The organism is Mycobacterium sp. SMC-19 (genome assembly GCF_045310815.1).
In the GTDB taxonomy this organism is placed as follows: Bacteria; Actinomycetota; Actinomycetes; order Mycobacteriales; family Mycobacteriaceae; genus Mycobacterium.
In genome coordinates, this window is the sequence record NZ_JBJIAM010000005.1 from 383,883 (window position 1) to 400,409 (window position 16,527).

Sequence of the window (16,527 nt, forward strand, 5' to 3'; positions counted from 1 at the left end):
GGCGACGGCGAGCGAGGAACGAACGAGCAAGGAGCCGAGACATCAGTACCGACCTGATCAACCCGGCCACCGGGTCGGTCTTCGCCACCGTCGAACACGTCGAAGCCGCCGCGGTCGACGACGCGGTGCGCCGTGCGCAGGCCGCCCAAAAGAAGTGGGCCAAGCGGGCGCCGGCCGAGCGGGCCGCCGCGCTGCGAGACTTCGCCGCGGTTGTCGGCGCCCACATCGACGAGCTCGCCGCCCTCGAGGTCACCAACTCCGGCCATCCGGTGTCGGCCGCGGAATGGGAAGCCGGGCATGTCCGAGACGTGCTGCAGTTCTATGCGGCCAGCCCGGAACGGCTGTCCGGCAAGCAGATACCGGTCGCCGGCGGGCTCGACGTCACCTTTCATGAGCCGCTCGGCGTCGTCGGGATCATCACCCCGTGGAATTTTCCGATGCCGATCGCCGCGTGGGGTTTTGCTCCGGCGCTGGCCGCCGGAAACGCGGTGCTGATCAAGCCGGCCGAATGGACACCGCTGACCACACTGCGGTTGGCGGAACTGGCCGTGGAGTCCGGGTTGGACCGCGACCTTCTACAGGTGCTGCCCGGCCGTGGCGCCGACGTGGGGGAGCGCCTGGTCACCCACCCTGACGTCGCCAAGATCGTGTTCACCGGTTCCACCACCACCGGCACCCGGGTGCTGCAGGCCGGGGCGGCCGGGGTCAAGCGGGTCACGCTGGAGCTCGGCGGCAAGAGCGCAAACATCGTGTTCGGCGACTGCGACCTGGAGCAGGCGGCGGCGACAGCACCCTACGGCGTGTTCGACAACGCCGGCCAGGACTGCTGCGCACGTAGCCGGATCCTGGTGCAGCGCAGCGTCTACGACCGCTTCATGGAGTTGCTGGAGCCCGCCGTGGCCGGCGTCGTGGTCGGCGACCCGACGTCGCGTGACACCGAGATGGGCCCGCTGGTCTCGCGCCCGCACTGGGAGAAGGTGGCCTCCTACGTGCCCGACGACGCGCCGGTCGCCTTCCGCGGTCAGGCTCCCACCGGCCCCGGTTTCTGGTTCCCGCCCACGGTCCTGACCCCCGCGGCGACCGACCGATGCGTCACAGACGAGATCTTCGGCCCGGTGGTGACGGTGCTGCCGTTCGACGATGAGGCCGACGCCATCGCCATGGCCAACAACACCGTCTACGGATTGTCGGGCTCGATCTGGACCAACGACCTGTCCCGGGCGCTGCGCGTCTCTCGGGCAGTGGAAGCCGGGAACCTGTCGGTGAATTCGCACTCCTCGGTGCGTTTCACCACTCCCTTCGGGGGTTTCAAACAGTCGGGGTTGGGCCGGGAGTTGGGCGCGGACGCCCCACTGTCGTTCACCGAGACCAAGAACGTATTCATCGCAGTGAAGGAGACGCAGTGACCGATCTGACCCAACGCCTGGCCGGACGGGTAGCCGTGGTGACCGGCGCCGGTGGCGGAATCGGCTTGGCATCCGCCCGGCGGATGCGCGCCGAAGGTGCCCAGATCGTGGTCGGCGACCTCGACCAGGCGGCGGGTACCGCGGTCGCCGATGAGCTCGACGGCCTGTTCGTTCAGGTCGACGTCTCCGATCAGGACCAGGTCGACGCACTGTTCGACACCGCGGCCCGAACGTTCGGCTCGGTGGACATCGCCTTCAACAACGCCGGCATCTCGCCGCCGGACGACGACCTGATCGAAACCACCGAACTGCCAGCCTGGCAACGGGTTCAAGACGTCAACCTCAAGTCGGTGTACCTATGCTGCCGGGCGGCGCTGCGGCACATGGCGCCTGCCGGGCGGGGATCGATCATCAACACCGCGTCGTTCGTGGCGGTGATGGGTTCGGCCACCTCCCAGATCTCCTACACCGCCTCCAAGGGCGGCGTGTTGGCCATGTCGCGTGAGCTCGGGGTTCAGTACGCCCGGCAGGGCATCCGGGTCAACGCGCTGTGCCCCGGGCCGGTGAACACCCCGCTGCTGCAGGAGCTGTTCGCGGCCGACCCGGAGCGCGCCGCACGCCGGTTGGTGCACGTACCGGTGGGCCGGTTCGCCGAGCCGGAGGAGATCGCGGCCGCGGTGGCATTCCTGGCCAGCGACGACGCATCGTTCATCACCGGCTCGACCTTCCTGGTGGACGGCGGGATCAGCTCGGCGTACGTCACGCCGCTGTAAGCGGTCTGGCTAGGTGCCCGCTAGTGTCCGTCGTCATCCTCATCGCCGGAACCGTTGCCGCCCAACAGCTTGTCGGGGTGGTGGTAGTGGTTGGTGCGGGGTTGACCGTGGTCTAAGTGTGGCGGCGGCAGGGTCTGGGTGGTCCCGTCGTGGCGCTTGCGCGTTTTCCATCCGCCTGAGGTAATCAGCTGGTGGTGGGGGCCGCAGCGCAGAGTCAGGTCGGTGATGTCGGTGCGCCTGGTTTTGGCGTAGTCGTGGTCGTGATGGACTTCGCAGTGGTAGCCGGATATGGGGCAGCCCGGGTGGGAGCAGCCGCGTTCTTTGGCGTAGAGCACGATGCGTTGCCCCGGCGAAGCCAGCCGTTTGGTGTGGAATAGCGCCAGCTCTTTGGCGCCGTGGTAGATCCGCAGGTAGTGGTGGGCGTGGCTGGCCATGGCGATCACGTCACGAATGGGGAGCCAGGTGCCGCCGCCGGTGTGAGCTTTCCCGGTGCCGGCTTCCAGGTCGGCCAGGGTGGTGGAGACGATGATGGTGGCCGGTAGCCCGTTGTGCTGCCCCAGATCTCCGGAGGCCAGCAAGGCGCGCCCCATGGCGGTCAGGGCGTCGTGGTTGCGTTGCGGCGCACTGCGGGTGTCGGTGTCGATCGCGGTTTGTGAGGGGGTGCCGGCGGTGCAGGGGATCTCGTCGTTGGGGTTGCACATGCCGGGGGCGGCCCAGCGGGCCAGCACCGCGTCGAGGGTGGCGCGTGCTTGCGGATCGAGGTAGCCCTTGATGGGTGTCATGCCGTCGCGGTCTTGGGGGCCGAGCACCACACCGCGGCGTTTGGCGCGCTGGTCGTCGGTGTAGTTGCCGTCGGGGTGCAGGTGGTCGGCCAGGCGTTGGGCGAGTTTGGCCAGTTCGTCGGGACGGCACTCGGTACCCAATGCGGTGAGGTGCTGTTCGGCCTGGGTCACGGTGCCCGCGTCGACCTCGGCGGGCAGGTAGGTGAAGAACGCGCGTATCACCGCGATGTGGGCGGCACCGATCTGCCCTGCACGTTGGGCGGTGGCCGCGCTGGGTAATACCGGTTCCAGGGTTTCACCGGTCATGGACCGGCGCGGTCCCAGTTCGGCGGCCTCGGTGATACGCCGCCCGGCCTCCCCACGGGTGATGTGGAGTTCGTCGGCCAGCACCCAGCGGGGTTTGCCGCCGATCTCGGTGGGGTCGGTGGCGGCGAGTTGGTTGACCAGCGGATGTTCCACTGCAGGAAGCCGCCGCCGCAGCCGCTCGCAGCGCCGCAGCAGTGCCAGGCATTCCCGCGGGGTCAGCGCCTCGAAGTCCAGATCCAGCGCTCGATCCAGATCCGCCGACAGTGCGTCGAAGACTTCGACGACCTCTTCCCGGCTATTCGAACGCATGTGCTAATCATAGCTTCGGTATCCGACAAGTCGAAGAACCTATCCACAGCCAAAACTGCTGTGGCACAAGTGAATGCAGTGGCGCCAGACTCCTGGGTCAGTCGACTCTGGTGGCGGCTACCGACCACATCGGCAGGTGGACCCGATCGTTCTGTAGTTGCGGCCGCAACCTCGCCAGCTGATCCGGCAGGGATTTCATCTGCGGTGCGACGCCGTCGGTGGAGTCCATCTGCGAAAGAAACTCCAACGCCCGTGGACCGAAGGTGCCGACGTAGGTTGAGGTGCCCACGTAGTCCGTGCGCCAGCCGTTGGCATTGAGCAGCCGGTTGAAGGAGTCCGCCGGAAGGCCGTAGAACTGTAGGCCGTTGAGATTGTGCCGCCCGAGCTCGAACATGAACAGCCGCGCACCCGGCGCGGTCGCGAGGTGCAGCGCTTGAAGGTAGCGCGCCTGCAGTAGCTCGTCATGGGCGAATACGTGATAGAAGGCGCTGTCGACGACGGTGTTGAACCGGCCCTCGAATTCGGCCAGGTGTGTCGCGTCGGCGACCCGGAAGTCCACGGTCACTCCCGCCCGCTGCGCGTTACGTCGGGCGTGCTCGATCGCCGCCGGAGAGGCGTCGATTCCGGTGGCCGAATATCCCTGCGAGGCAAAGTAGATCGCGTGGTGACCGGGGCCGGTGCCCGGATCCAGTACCTCTCCGTGCAGCGCGCCATGGGCGGCGAGTTCTTGCACCACCGGCTGCGGGCCGCCGATATCCCACGGAACCATCCCGGCGATCGTCTGCTCGCCGCGGTACATCGCGTCAAAGGTCGGGTCGGCCTGCATGGGATCTTCCTCTCTATCACTGACCAAGAAGGGTGCCTCTCCTTTGTATACTTGGTCAGTGACCAAGAATCAAGGTGTCGTGCGGGCACGAGCCGGCCTTGGCGTCGAGGATGTGGTGCGGGCCGCGTTCGAGGTCCTCGACCGTCAAGGCATCGCGAAACTCTCAACGCGCGCCATAGCAACGGAACTCAGCGTCAGCATGAACACCGTGATGTGGCACATCGGCACCAAGGCCCGACTGCTCGAGCTGATGGCGGATGCCCTTGTGGCTGAGGTGGAGACGGACCCGTTGCACGGCGACTGGCGTCAGCGGGCGGCCCAGTTGCTAGGCGGGTTGCGTCAGGCGATGCTGCGCTACCGTGACGGTGCGCTGGTCGTCGCCGGAACCTTCCCGGTCCTGCCGTCGACCCTGGCCTTTGGCGACCAGCTGATCGCCGTTTTGTTGAGTGGCGGAGCGGCTTCCAAGCCGGCGGCATGGACCGCGTGGAACCTTTTCTACTTCACCCTGGGGCTGGTCCAGGAGGAGCAGCGGGCCCCCGATACGTTGCCGGACGCTCTGCGGGATGTCGTGGACGAGACCGAGTTTCCCAGTCTGCATGCGGTACTGGACGATTTCCTGTCGGCAGACTACGACGCCCGGTTCAGATTCGGCATTGATCAGATCCTGGGGGCCCTCGGCTAGGGCGTCAGAACCAGTCCGGGCGCATCTCGAGCGTCGTGCGGTCCAGGCTTTCCAACAGGTCGAGCTGCGGCCCGGTCTTGGGCAGCTCGTAGCGGAAGAAGTAGCGGGCCGCCTGGCGTTTGCCGTCAAAGAAGTCCCCGGTGCGTCCCTCGGCGGCCAACAACTGCTCCAGCCAGATCCAGGCGATCACCACATGGCCGAAGGCCTCCAGGTAGACCGCGCTGTTGGCCAGTGCGGCATCGATGTCACCGGCGGCGAACATGCCCGCGGTGACCGCCACCAGCCGCTGGACCACCGTGTCGAGTCGGGCTGCCATATCGGCCAATTCGCCACCGGCGCGATGGGCGGCCGCGGTGGTCTGGGTCATCGCGCCGTGCAGGGCGGCCAAGCTGGCGCCGTCGCGCTGCACCACCTTGCGGCCCAGCAGATCCAGGCTCTGGATGCCATGGGTGCCCTCGTGGATCGGGTTGAGCCGGTTGTCCCGGTAATGCTGCTCGACGTCGTACTCGCGGGTGTAGCCGTAGCCGCCGTGCACCTGGATCGCCAGGTCATTGGCGGCCAGGCACCACTGTGACGGCCAGCTCTTGGCGATCGGAGTGAGGATGTCCAGCAGCGCGGTGGCGTGCTCGCACTCCTCGTCGGATTCGGCGGTGTTTTGGAGGTCGACGAGCCGCGCGCAGTACAGCGCCAACGCGAGTGCCCCCTCGACATAGGATTTCTGTGCCAGCAGCATCCGCTTGACGTCCGCGTGCTCGATGATCGCAACTTGCGGCGCGGCAGGGTCTTTCGTCGTCGCGGGCCGGCCCTGCGGACGGCTGCGGGCGTACTCCAGCGACTTCAGGTAGCCGGTGTAGCCGAGCGCGATCGCGCCCATGCCCACGCCCAGACGTGCCTCGTTCATCATGTGGAACATGTAGTTCAAGCCGCGGTGCTCGTCGCCGAGGAGATAGCCGACCGCTCCCGGCTCGCCGCCGGGCTGGTGGCCACCCTCCCCGAAGTTGAGCACGGTGTTGGTGATTCCGCGATAACCCATCTTGTGGTTGAGCCCGGCCAGCACGACGTCGTTGCGCTCACCCAGCGTGCCGTCGGGATTCACCAGATACTTCGGCACGATGAACAGCGAAATCCCTTTGGTGCCAGCCGGACCACCGGGGATCTTGGCCAGCACCAGATGGACGATGTTGTCGGTCAGGTCGTGTTCGCCCCCCGAGATCCACATCTTCGACCCGAACAGCCGGTAGGTGCCATCGGCGCGCGGCTCGGCGCGGGTGGTGATGTCGGCCAGCGATGAACCGGCCTGGGTCTCCGACAGGCACATCGTCCCGAAGAAGCGGCCGGCGAGCATGGGTTTGACGAAGGCGGCGATCTGTTCTTCGCTGCCGAACTTGGCGAGCAGGTTCGCATTGGCCATGGTCAGCATCGGGTAGCCGGCGGTGCTGACATTGGCGGCGAACAGCCAGGCGAAGCCGGCCTGGGCCACCGTTGCCGGCAATTGCGCACCACCGAGTGAGTAGTCCATCGCCATGCCGATCAGCTCGGCGTCGGCGCACGCCGCCAACGCCTCCTTGACCTCGCCGATGATGGTGACTGTCGTCCCGTCGAAGGTGGGCTCGTGTGCGTCGCTCTTCTTGTTGTGTGGGGCGAAATAACGAGTCGCCAGCTGCTCGCACAGATCGAGGGTGTCGGAGAAGGTCTCCCGGGAGTGCTCGGAGAATCGGTCCCGTCCGGTCAGTTCGTCGACGCGCAGCCAATCGAACAGCAGGAAATCAAGGTCTTGGCGGGACAGCAGGGTGGACTTCATCTGGCGAACCTTTCACTGGAGCCCAAGCAGTGCGTTCTCAACAACCTCGGGCAGCGCCGGGTGGATCCAGTATTGACCGCGAGCCATCTCTGGCGCCGTGAGACCGAAGCTCATCGCCTGGATCAGCGGCTGGATGATCGACGACGCCTGGTAGCCCATGATGTGCGCGCCCAGCAGCCGTCCGGTGCCGCGCTCGGCGATCAGCTTGGCGAATCCGGTGCTGTCCTCCATAGCCCAGCCGTACGCGACGTCACCGTAGTCCTGGATCTTCACCGAGATATCGAGACCCTTTGCCAGTGCCTGTGTTTCGGTCAATCCGACCGCAGCGATCTGCGGATCGGTGAACACCGCTGCCGGCACGTAGCGATGGTCGGTCATCCGCATCGAGTCCACGTCGTCCCAGTCGCACAGCAGGTTGTGTTGCACCACCCTGGCCTCGTGGTTGGCGACGTGCTTGAGCTCGTAGGGCGAGGACACGTCACCGAGCGCGAAAACTCCCCGCGCCGAGGTCCGTTGGTACTTGTCGACGGTCACCCGACCGCCGGCGACGGCGACACCGGCCTGCTCGGCGTCCAGCAGGTCGCCGTTGGGCACGCGCCCGGTGGCCACCAGCATCGCGTCGGCTCGCAGGACCGAGCCGTCGTCGAGGTCCAGGACGACACCGCTCCCGTCGTTTCGGGCCGCAACCACGTTGCGGTGCGTACGCAGCTCCCACTTGGCCGCGGCGATCCGGGTGAACCGTTCCGCTACGGTCTCGTCGCAGTGCCGCAGCAATGTCGAGCCGCGGATCACCACCGTGACCCGGACACCCAAGGCGGAGAACACGTGGGCGAACTCGGCGGCGATGAAGCCCCCGCCCACGATCACCAGATGCTCGGGCAGCTCGGCGATCCGCATGATGTCGTCGCTGGTGTAGTGGCGCGCCCCGCTGTCGGCGATGGCGGGCGGGATCGCCGAGCGCGACCCCGCCGCGATCACCACCTGCTCGGCGCTGAACTGCTCGCCACCGGCGGTGAGCAACAAGTAGCGGCCGTCGGAGCCGACCGGGCCGAACCGGGTGTGCTCGCCGTAGACGTCGATGTTCGGCAGGCTGCGGCGGTACTGCTCGCCACCCGCGGCGATCGGGTCGATCCGCCCGAACACCCGCGAGACGATGTCGTCCCAGCGCACCCCGTCGATGCGGGCGTCCACCCCGTAGCGCGAGGCCTCGCTCACCGTCTTGGCCACCTCGGCGGCGTAGACGAACATCTTGGTGGGGATGCAGCCCACGTTCAGGCAGGTGCCGCCGAACGTGCCCTGCTCGCAGATCGCCACCCGCTTGTCCGCGTAGCGTTCGTCGAGAATGCTGTTACCCGAACCGGTTCCGATGATCGCCAGGTCGTAGCTCTCCATTGCGTCAGACTAAACGGTGCGCGGGCTAATCTATGGGCGTGTCCCCATCGGTTCAGACCGAGATGACCGACGTAGCGCTGATCGGCGCGGGCATCATGAGCGCCACCTTGGGGGCGATGCTGCGCCGGCTGGAACCGCATGCCGCGATCACCATCGTCGAGCGGTTGGATTCCGCCGCCGGCGAGAGCAGCGATCCCTGGAACAACGCCGGAACCGGCCACGCCGGATTGTGCGAGCTCTTCTACACACCGCAGCAGCCCGACGGCTCGATCGACATCGCCAAGGCGGTACGCGTCAACGAGCAGTTCCAGGTGACCCGCCAGTTCTGGGCGTATGCCGTGGAGAACGGACTGCTGGAGGATCCACGCGACTTCGTGCATCCGGTCCCGCACGTCAGCTTCGTGCACGGCGCCGGCGGCGTGGACTACCTGCGGCGGCGTCATCGTGCGCTGGCCGACAACCCGTTGTTCGGCGGGACCGAATTGATCACCGACTTCGGCGAGTTCGCCACGCGCTTGCCCGCGATGGCCGCCGGGAGGAATCCGGACGTACCGGTGGCCCTGGATTGGGCGCCGCACGGCACCGACGTCGACTTCGGTGCGCTGACTGACCAACTGATCGGTTACGGGGTACGACACGGCACCGCGGTGCTCTTCGGCCACGAGGTACGGGCGCTGGGCCGGGAGTCCGACGGCAGCTGGACGCTGCGGCTGGTCAACCGGCGAACCGGCGAAATCCGAAGGCTCAACGCCAAATTCGTATTCCTTGGCGCCGGGGGAGCGACCCTGGGCCTGCTGCAGCGCTCGGGAATCCCCGAAGTGCGGGGCTTCGGCGGCTTCCCGATCGGCGGGGTGTTCCTGCGCTGCGGGCACGCCGAGCTCACCGCCGCACACCGGGCCAAGGTGTACGGCGCCCCGGCACCAGGCGCGCCGTCGACGACCGCCCCGCACCTGGACGCCCGAATGGTCAACGGTGCGTCGTGGCTGCTGTTCGGACCGTTTGCCGGCTGGTCGCCCAAGTTCCTCAAACACGGTCGGGCCACGGACCTGCCGAGATCGGTGCGCTTCGACAACGCGCGGTCGCTGCTGGGCGCCGGGATCCGGGAGCGTCAGTTGGTCGGGTACCTGCTCGGCCAACTGCGACGAACCCACGGCACCCGTGTCGCGGCATTGCGGGAGTTCCTTCCCGATGCGGATCACGCGGAGTGGCATGAGATCCGGGCCGGCCAGCGGGTGCAGGTGATCCGCGCCGGGCAGCTCGATTTCGACACCACGATCGTCAGTGCCGGCGACGGCAGCATCGCGGGCCTGCTCGGTGCCTCGCCCGGTGCCTCGACCGCGGTACCGGCCATGCTGGAAGTGCTGGCGCGCTGTTTCGCCGGGAAGTTCGCCGACTGGCTGCCGACGCTCAAAGAGATGGTGCCCTCGCTGGGTACGCGCCTGTCCGACGAGCCCGTGTTGTTCGAGCAGGTGTGGGAGTGGGGCAGCCGACAGCTTCAGCTGAGCTGATAGCCACGGGATTGATGGTGGCGACCCGTTGCGCCCGGCTTCGCCGCGCTGACGGTCGCCGCGGGATTGATGGTGGCGACCCGTTGCGCCCGGCTTCGCCGCGCTGACGGTCGCCACTAGAGTTATCGGGTGACCGAGAACCCCTACCTGGCCGGTTTACGGCTGGCCGGCCGCAAGGTTGTTGTTGTAGGCGCGGGAAGTGTCGCGCAGCGACGACTTCCACTGTTGGTGGACAGCGGGGCGCAGGTGCTGGTGATCGCGCCCAGCGCCACCCCGGCGGTCGAAGCGCTGGGCGAGCGCAAGCCCGGAATCACACTGGTATCGCGTACCTACCGCGACGGGGACCTGGCCGATGCCTGGTATGCGATTGCGGCCACCAACGACCCGGAGATCAACGCCGCCATCGTGGCCGAGGCCGATCGCCGTCAGATCTTCTGTGTGCGCGCCGACTTGGCCGTCGAGGGATCTGCGGTCACCCCGGCGACCTTCGGCTACTCCGGACTGTCGGTGGGTGTGCTGGCCGGTGGCGAGCACAACCGGTCGGCGGCGATCCGCTCCGCCATCCGGGAGGCGTTGCAGGACGGCACGATCACCGTGGACGCAGCGGCGACCCCCGACGTAGTGCGCGGCGGTGTGGCGCTGGTGGGCGGCGGACCCGGTGATCCGGAACTGATCACGGTGCGCGGCCGCCGCATGCTCTCGCACGCCGACGTCGTGGTGGCCGATCGGCTCGCCCCGCCCGAGCTGCTCGCCGAACTGCCCCCGACCGTCGAAGTCATCGACGCCGCCAAGATCCCCTATGGGCGGGCGATGGCGCAGGACGCCATCAACGCGCTGATGATCGATCGTGCCAAGGCCGGCAAGTTCGTGGTGCGCCTCAAGGGTGGGGATCCATTCGTGTTCGCCCGCGGCTACGAAGAGGTCCTGGCCTGCGCCGACGCCGGGATTCCGGTGACGGTTGTGCCGGGTGTGACCAGTGCCATAGCGGTGCCGGCGCTGGCCGGGGTTCCGGTCACCCACCGGGCCGTGAACCACGAGTTCGTGGTGGTCAGTGGGCACGTCGCGCCCGACGATCCCGAATCGTTAGTGAATTGGGACGCCTTGGCGGCAATGCGCGGAACCATCGTGCTGCTGATGGCCATCGAACGCATCGAACAATTCAGCGCGGTCCTGCAAAAGGGCGGGCGACCTGCGGATACGCCGGTTCTAGTGGTGCAACACGGCACCACGCCGGCCCAGCACACGCTGCGAGCAACCCTGGCCGACGCGCCCGAGAAGATCCGCGCGGAGGGCATCCGACCTCCCGCGATCGTCATTATCGGGGCCGTCGCCGGTTTTGGGGTTTAAACAGCTCTTAATATTACTGTAGGGTAGCCGGTTATGACTGCACTCGATGATGCAGGCCGGGCGACTGCGCAGCGGTCCGACGGCGCTGCCGGGTCGGTTCCCCCGGGGCGTACCGGTTCCGATCTCATGAGCTTGACCAGCAAGTATGTGTCGTCCTGGTTGCCTTCTCGCCGCTTCATCTATGCGGTGATCGCCATCGGTGGCATGCAACTGCTCGCCACCATGGACAGCACTGTCGCCATCGTCGCGCTTCCTAAGATCCAGGACGACCTGGGACTGTCCGACGCGGGCCGCGGCTGGGTGATCAGCGCTTACGTGCTGACCTTCGGCGGCCTGATGCTGCTGGGCGGCCGGCTCGGCGACACCATCGGCCGCAAGCGCACCTTCATCAGCGGGGTCGCGTTGTTCACCATCGCGTCGGTGCTGTGCGCGGTGGCCTGGGATGCGCCCACGTTGGTGATCGCGCGACTGCTCCAGGGCGTCGGCTCAGCGATCGCCTCACCGACCGCGCTGGCGCTGATCGCCACCACCTTCCCGAAGGGGCCGGCCCGCAACGCCGCCACCGCGATATTCGGAGCGATGACCGCTGTCGGGTCGGTGATGGGCCTGGTGGTCGGTGGCGCGTTGACCGAGGTGTCGTGGCGGCTGGCGTTCGGGATCAACGTGCCGATCGGCCTGCTGATGATCTACCTGGCCCGCACCGCGCTGACCGAGACCAACCGGGAACGGATGAAGCTCGACGCTGCCGGCGCGCTGCTGGCGACCCTGGGCTGCACGGCCGCGGTGTTCGCGTTCACGATCGGCCCGGAGAAGGGCTGGATCTCGGTCTTCACCATCGGCTCGGGCGTCGTCGCGGTGTTAGCGCTCTTGGCTTTCGCCGTGGTGGAGCGCACCGCAGAGAACCCGGTGGTGCCGTTCAGCCTCTTCAAGGACCGCAATCGGCTGATGACCTTCGCGGCGATCTTCCTGGCCGGCGGGGTGCTGTTCACCTTGACCGTGACCATCGGCCTGTATGTGCAGGATCTGATGGGCTACTCGGCCTTGCGCGCCGGAGTGGGATTCATCCCGTTCGTCATCGGGCTGGGCGTCGGACTGGGTCTGTCCTCCCAGCTGGTGCGGCGGTTCCCGCCCCGGGTGCTGGTGATCGCCGGTGGCGTCGTGTTGCTGGGCGCGATGATCTACGGCTCGACGATCAACCGGAACCTGCCGTACTTCCCGAACTTCGTGACGTTGATCGTGCTCGGTGGGCTCGGGATCGGCGTGATCGTGGTGCCGCTGACCCTCTCGGCGATCGCCGGCGTGGGCTTCGACCAGATCGGTCCCACCTCGGCGATCGCACTGATGCTGCAGAACCTGGGCGGGCCGATCGTGCTGGCGGTCATCCAGGCCGTCATCACCTCGCGCACCCTCTACCTGGGCGGCACCAACATGCCGGTCAAGACGATGAATCCCGCGCAGATCGCCGCGTTGGACGCCGGCTACACCTACGGCTTGCTGTGGATTGCCGCGGTGGCGATCCTGGTCGGCGGGATCTCCCTGCTGATCGGTTACACCGCCAAACAGGTTGCGCACGCCCAGGACGTGCAGGACGCCTTCGGCAACCTGTAACTTCGCCCGGACGCGCGCCGGCGCTCCCCGCTGGGTTGACGGCGGTGACCCGCTTCGCCCGGCTCCGCCGCGCAAGCGATCCCCGCTGGGTTGACGGCGGTGACCCGCTTCGCCCGGCTCCGCCGCGCAAGCGATCCCCGCTAAGCTGACCTGCTATGGCCGCGCCGGGGGAATCCCAGTCGGCCGGCCGGTCGTTGTCGTCCAACGTGCTCGGTGTCGCCATCGTGGCGATCACCGGCATGCAGCTGATGTCGACGCTGGACGGCACCATCGTCGTGGTGGCATTGCCGCGCATGCAGGCCGACCTCGATCTGTCCGATGCCGCCAAGAGCTGGGTCATCACCGCCTACGTACTGACCTTCGGCGGCCTGTTGCTGCTCGGCGGCCGGGTGGGCGACGCCATCGGACAGAAGCGGGCGTTCATCTCCGGGGTCGGGTTGTTCACCCTCGCCTCGCTGGTCTGTGGGGTGGCCACCGACTCCGCCACCCTGATCGCCGCCCGGGCAGTCCAGGGCATGGGGGCCGCGGTTGCCGCACCGACCGGCCTGGCGCTGATCGCGACGACCTACGCGGCCGGGCAGGCCCGGAACCGGGCCATGGCGGTGTCGGCCGCCATGCAGGGCATCGGCTCGGTCATGGGCCTGGTGCTCGGTGGCGCCCTCACCGTCATCTCGTGGCGGCTGGCGTTCTTGATCAACATCCCGATCGGAATCGTCATCGTGGCCATCGCGGTGCGGCGGTTGACCGAGACCAACACCGAACGGCTCCGGCTCGACCTCACCGGGGCGCTGCTGGCCACCGGCGGGTGTACCGCGGCGGTGCTGGTATTCACCCAGGGCCCGCCCCAGGGCTGGGCGAGCCCGTGGGTGATCGGCGCCGGCGTCGCCGCGGCACTCTTCCTACTGGCCTTCCTGTTCGTCGAGCGCAACGCCGCCAACCCACTGGTGCCGCCGGCGGTGTTCGACAACCCCAGCCGGGTCGCCACCTTCGTGGCGTACTTCATGGCCGGCGGCGTGATGCTCACGGTGAGCGTGATGATCGGTCTACTGGTTCAAGACGTGCTGGGCTACTCGGCCCTGCGCGCCGGTATCTGCTTCATCCCGTTCGCGCTGGCGATGGGTCTCGGCAACCTGCTGACCAGTTGGGCGGCCGCGCTGATCGCGCCACGCTGGCTCATCATCGGGGCCGGCAGCCTGGTCTGGGGCGCCATGCTGTTCGGGTCGACGCTGGACCGCGGCGTGCCGTACATCCCCGACCTGGTGATGCTGTTCGTGGTCGGCGGCTTCGGTATCGGCGTGATCTCGGTGGTGCTGCCGCTGTGCGCGGTGGCCGAGGTCGGCCCACGCGAGATCGGCCCGGTGTCGGCGGTCACCTTGATGGTGTACAACCTGGGCGGCCCGGTGGTGCTGGTGATCATCCAGGCCGTGCAGACCTCTCGAACGCTGTACCTGGGCGGCACCACCGGCCCGGTGAAGAACATGACCGACAGCGAACTGGATGCGCTCGGCCATGGCTACACCTATTCGCTGCTGTGGGTGGCCGCGATCGCCGTGCTGGTGGGTGCGGCGGCACTGTTCATCAGGTTCTCGGCCGAACAGATCGCCCGCGCCCAACACACTCTGGAGGCTGTGGAGGCGGGGGAGCTGTAGGGGCGCCGGGCAAGTCCGCGTCTGCTCGCGGCTGAAGATAGGCTCTCGGCCTGTGATCACCCGGATGTCCGAACTGTTCCTGCGCACCCTGCGCGACGACCCCGCCGATGCCGAAGTTCCCAGCCACAAGCTGCTGATCCGGGCCGGCTACGTCCGGCCTATCGCACCCGGTCTGTACAGCTGGCTGCCGCTTGGCCTGCGGGTGCTGCGCAACATCGAGCGAGTGGTGCGCGAGGAGATGAACGCCATCGGCGGCCAGGAAATCCTGTTCCCGGCGCTGCTGCCGCGCGCACCGTACGAGACCACCAACCGCTGGACGGAATACGGCGATGGCTTGTTCCGGCTCAAGGACCGTCGCGACAACGACTACTTGCTGGGCCCCACCCACGAGGAACTGTTCACCCTGACCGTCAAGGGGGAGTACAGCTCCTACAAGGACTTCCCGGTGGTGCTGTATCAGATCCAGACCAAGTACCGGGACGAGGCGCGACCGCGAGCCGGCATCCTGCGCGGCCGCGAATTCGTGATGAAGGACTCCTATTCCTTCGACGTCGGCGACGCCGGCCTGGCCGCCGCCTACGACGCGCACCGGGCGGCCTATCAGAAGATCTTCGACCGGCTCGGTGTGCGTTATGTGATCGTCTCGGCGGTTTCCGGCGCCATGGGCGGATCGGCCTCCGAGGAATTCCTCGCCGAGAGTGCGGTCGGTGAAGACACCTTCGTGCGCTGCCAGGAGTCCGGCTACGCCGCCAACGTCGAAGCGGTGACCACCGCCCGCCCCGAGCCGCGACCGATCGATGGCTTGGCCGAGCCGCAGATTCACGACACCGGCGATACCCCGACGATCGCCACCCTGGTGGATTGGGCCAACTCTGCTGATCTGGGCCTCGGTCGCCTCGTCACCGCCGCCGACACCCTCAAGAACGTCCTGCTCAAGGTCCGCCAGCCCGATGGCGAGTGGGAGCTACTGGGCATCGGGGTCCCGGGCGACCGCGAGATCGATGAGAAGCGGCTCGGGGCGGCCCTCGAACCCGCCGAGTACGCGCTGCTCGGCGACGGTGATTTCGCCAAGCACCCGTTCCTGGTGAAGGGCTACATCGGTCCGAAAGCACTGCAGGACAACGGGGTCCGCTACCTGGTTGACCCTCGTGTGGTGGACGGCACCAGCTGGATCACCGGTGCCGATGCGCCCGGCAAGCATGTCGTGGGACTGGTCGCCGGGCGTGATTTCCACGCCGACGGCACCATCGAGGCGGCCGAGGTCCGCGACGGCGACCCGTCACCGGACGGGGCCGGCCCGCTGGTCAGCGCCCGGGGCATCGAGATCGCCCACATCTTCCAGCTCGGCCGCAAATACACCGACGCTTTTGCTGTCGACGTCCTCGGCGAGGATGGCCGGCCGGTGCGGCTCACCATGGGTTCCTACGGTGTCGGCGTCTCGCGGTTGGTGGCTGTCATCGCCGAACAGCAGCATGACGAGCTGGGTCTGCGCTGGCCGTCGCAGGTCGCACCGTTCGACGTGCATGTGGTGATCGCCAACAAGGACGACGCCGCCCGCACCGGCGCGACCGAGCTGGTCGCTGAACTGGACCGGCTTGGTCTGGAGGTGCTCTTTGACGACCGGCAGGCCTCGCCGGGGGTGAAGTTCAAGGACGCCGAGTTGCTCGGGGTGCCGTGGATCGTCGTACTGGGGCGCGGCTGGGCCGACGGCGTTGTCGAGCTGCGGGATCGTTTCTCGGGGCAGACCCGCGAACTGGCCGTCGGTGCGGAATTGGCCGGGCAGATCATGGCCGCGGTCCGCGCTGAGGGCAGTTAACCCGGGGCCTGGGTGCACATGGTGCTGCGCGCCGCGCGCACCACGACGGCGGCCTGTTCGGGGCTGGCCCCGTACTGTGCGGCGACCTGGTCGGTCACCGAGCCGGCGGACTGGCCGGTGTAGAGCTGCCGGCAGACCTGCTTTCCGGCCAGCAGGAGCTGGTCGTCGTCGCCGGGAAAGTTGCCGCGGGTTGCGTCGAGGTATCTGATGTCCTCGGAGGTGTAGGGGATCGGCCAGGCGGCGGCCGGTCCGGCACCCAACAGCACCCCTGCTCCTACTACGGTCGCGATCAGGGCACCACGCTTGTGCACCGACATCATCC

Annotated in this window: 13 protein-coding genes; 8 read left to right on the plus strand and 5 right to left on the minus strand. The window is 67.6% G+C overall.

Annotation, left to right across the window (positions count from 1 at the left end):
* Window positions 1-41: 41 nt before the first annotated feature.
* Window positions 42-1,406, plus strand: a complete 1,365-nt coding sequence (locus ACJH5R_RS14095; RefSeq protein WP_406782215.1) for an aldehyde dehydrogenase family protein — start codon at window positions 42-44, stop codon at window positions 1,404-1,406.
* Window positions 1,403-2,179, plus strand: a complete 777-nt coding sequence (locus tag ACJH5R_RS14100; RefSeq protein WP_406782191.1) for a 3-oxoacyl-ACP reductase — start codon at window positions 1,403-1,405, stop codon at window positions 2,177-2,179. Before ACJH5R_RS14095 ends, ACJH5R_RS14100 begins: the two co-directional genes overlap by 4 nt.
* 20 nt (window positions 2,180-2,199) lie before the next feature.
* Here the strand turns inward: ACJH5R_RS14100 and ACJH5R_RS14105 are convergent, their stop codons facing one another.
* Window positions 2,200-3,576 (minus strand): HNH endonuclease signature motif containing protein, encoded by a 1,377-nt coding sequence (locus ACJH5R_RS14105; RefSeq protein WP_406782192.1) that lies wholly within the window; start codon window positions 3,574-3,576, stop codon window positions 2,200-2,202.
* A 97-nt stretch (window positions 3,577-3,673) separates the two neighbouring features.
* Entirely contained in the window at window positions 3,674-4,402 is a 729-nt protein-coding gene (locus ACJH5R_RS14110; protein WP_406782193.1) for a class I SAM-dependent methyltransferase, read from the minus strand.
* Window positions 4,403-4,460: 58 nt separating this feature from the next.
* On the opposite strand from ACJH5R_RS14110, the gene ACJH5R_RS14115 reads away from it, so the two are divergent.
* On the plus strand, window positions 4,461-5,084 hold the full coding sequence (locus tag ACJH5R_RS14115; protein ID WP_406782194.1) for a TetR/AcrR family transcriptional regulator C-terminal domain-containing protein: 624 nt from the start codon (window positions 4,461-4,463) through the stop codon (window positions 5,082-5,084).
* A 4-nt stretch (window positions 5,085-5,088) separates the two neighbouring features.
* Here the strand turns inward: ACJH5R_RS14115 and ACJH5R_RS14120 are convergent, their stop codons facing one another.
* The gene (locus tag ACJH5R_RS14120; RefSeq protein ID WP_406782195.1) at window positions 5,089-6,885 is read right to left on the minus strand and encodes an acyl-CoA dehydrogenase; all 1,797 of its coding nucleotides are present in this window, start codon (window positions 6,883-6,885) and stop codon (window positions 5,089-5,091) included.
* A gap of 12 nt (window positions 6,886-6,897) precedes the next feature.
* Complete coding sequence (mtr, locus tag ACJH5R_RS14125; protein WP_406757284.1) at window positions 6,898-8,277, minus strand: mycothione reductase; 1,380 nt, start codon at window positions 8,275-8,277, stop codon at window positions 6,898-6,900.
* Window positions 8,278-8,339: 62 nt separating this feature from the next.
* Here mtr and mqo point away from each other — a divergent pair, with 62 nt between their 5' ends.
* The 5 genes from mqo to ACJH5R_RS14150 all read left to right on the plus strand — a co-directional run bounded on the left by mqo (window position 8,340) and on the right by ACJH5R_RS14150 (window position 16,205).
* Window positions 8,340-9,785, plus strand: a complete 1,446-nt coding sequence (mqo, locus tag ACJH5R_RS14130) for a malate dehydrogenase (quinone) (RefSeq protein ID WP_406782216.1) — start codon at window positions 8,340-8,342, stop codon at window positions 9,783-9,785.
* A 129-nt stretch (window positions 9,786-9,914) separates the two neighbouring features.
* Entirely contained in the window at window positions 9,915-11,132 is a 1,218-nt protein-coding gene (cobA, locus tag ACJH5R_RS14135; RefSeq protein ID WP_406759218.1) for a uroporphyrinogen-III C-methyltransferase, read from the plus strand.
* Window positions 11,133-11,165: 33 nt separating this feature from the next.
* Window positions 11,166-12,740, plus strand: coding sequence for an MFS transporter (locus ACJH5R_RS14140; RefSeq protein ID WP_406759217.1), 1,575 nt, complete (start codon window positions 11,166-11,168; stop codon window positions 12,738-12,740).
* Between the two features lie 155 nt (window positions 12,741-12,895).
* Window positions 12,896-14,389, plus strand: coding sequence for an MFS transporter (locus ACJH5R_RS14145; RefSeq protein WP_406759216.1), 1,494 nt, complete (start codon window positions 12,896-12,898; stop codon window positions 14,387-14,389).
* A gap of 52 nt (window positions 14,390-14,441) precedes the next feature.
* Window positions 14,442-16,205, plus strand: a complete 1,764-nt coding sequence (locus ACJH5R_RS14150) for a proline--tRNA ligase (RefSeq protein WP_406759215.1) — start codon at window positions 14,442-14,444, stop codon at window positions 16,203-16,205.
* Here ACJH5R_RS14150 and ACJH5R_RS14155 read toward each other — a convergent pair.
* On the minus strand, window positions 16,202-16,522 hold the full coding sequence (locus ACJH5R_RS14155; RefSeq protein WP_406759214.1) for a DUF732 domain-containing protein: 321 nt from the start codon (window positions 16,520-16,522) through the stop codon (window positions 16,202-16,204). The two genes, ACJH5R_RS14150 and ACJH5R_RS14155, sit on opposite strands and share 4 nt — an antisense overlap.
* Window positions 16,523-16,527: the final 5 nt, after the last annotated feature.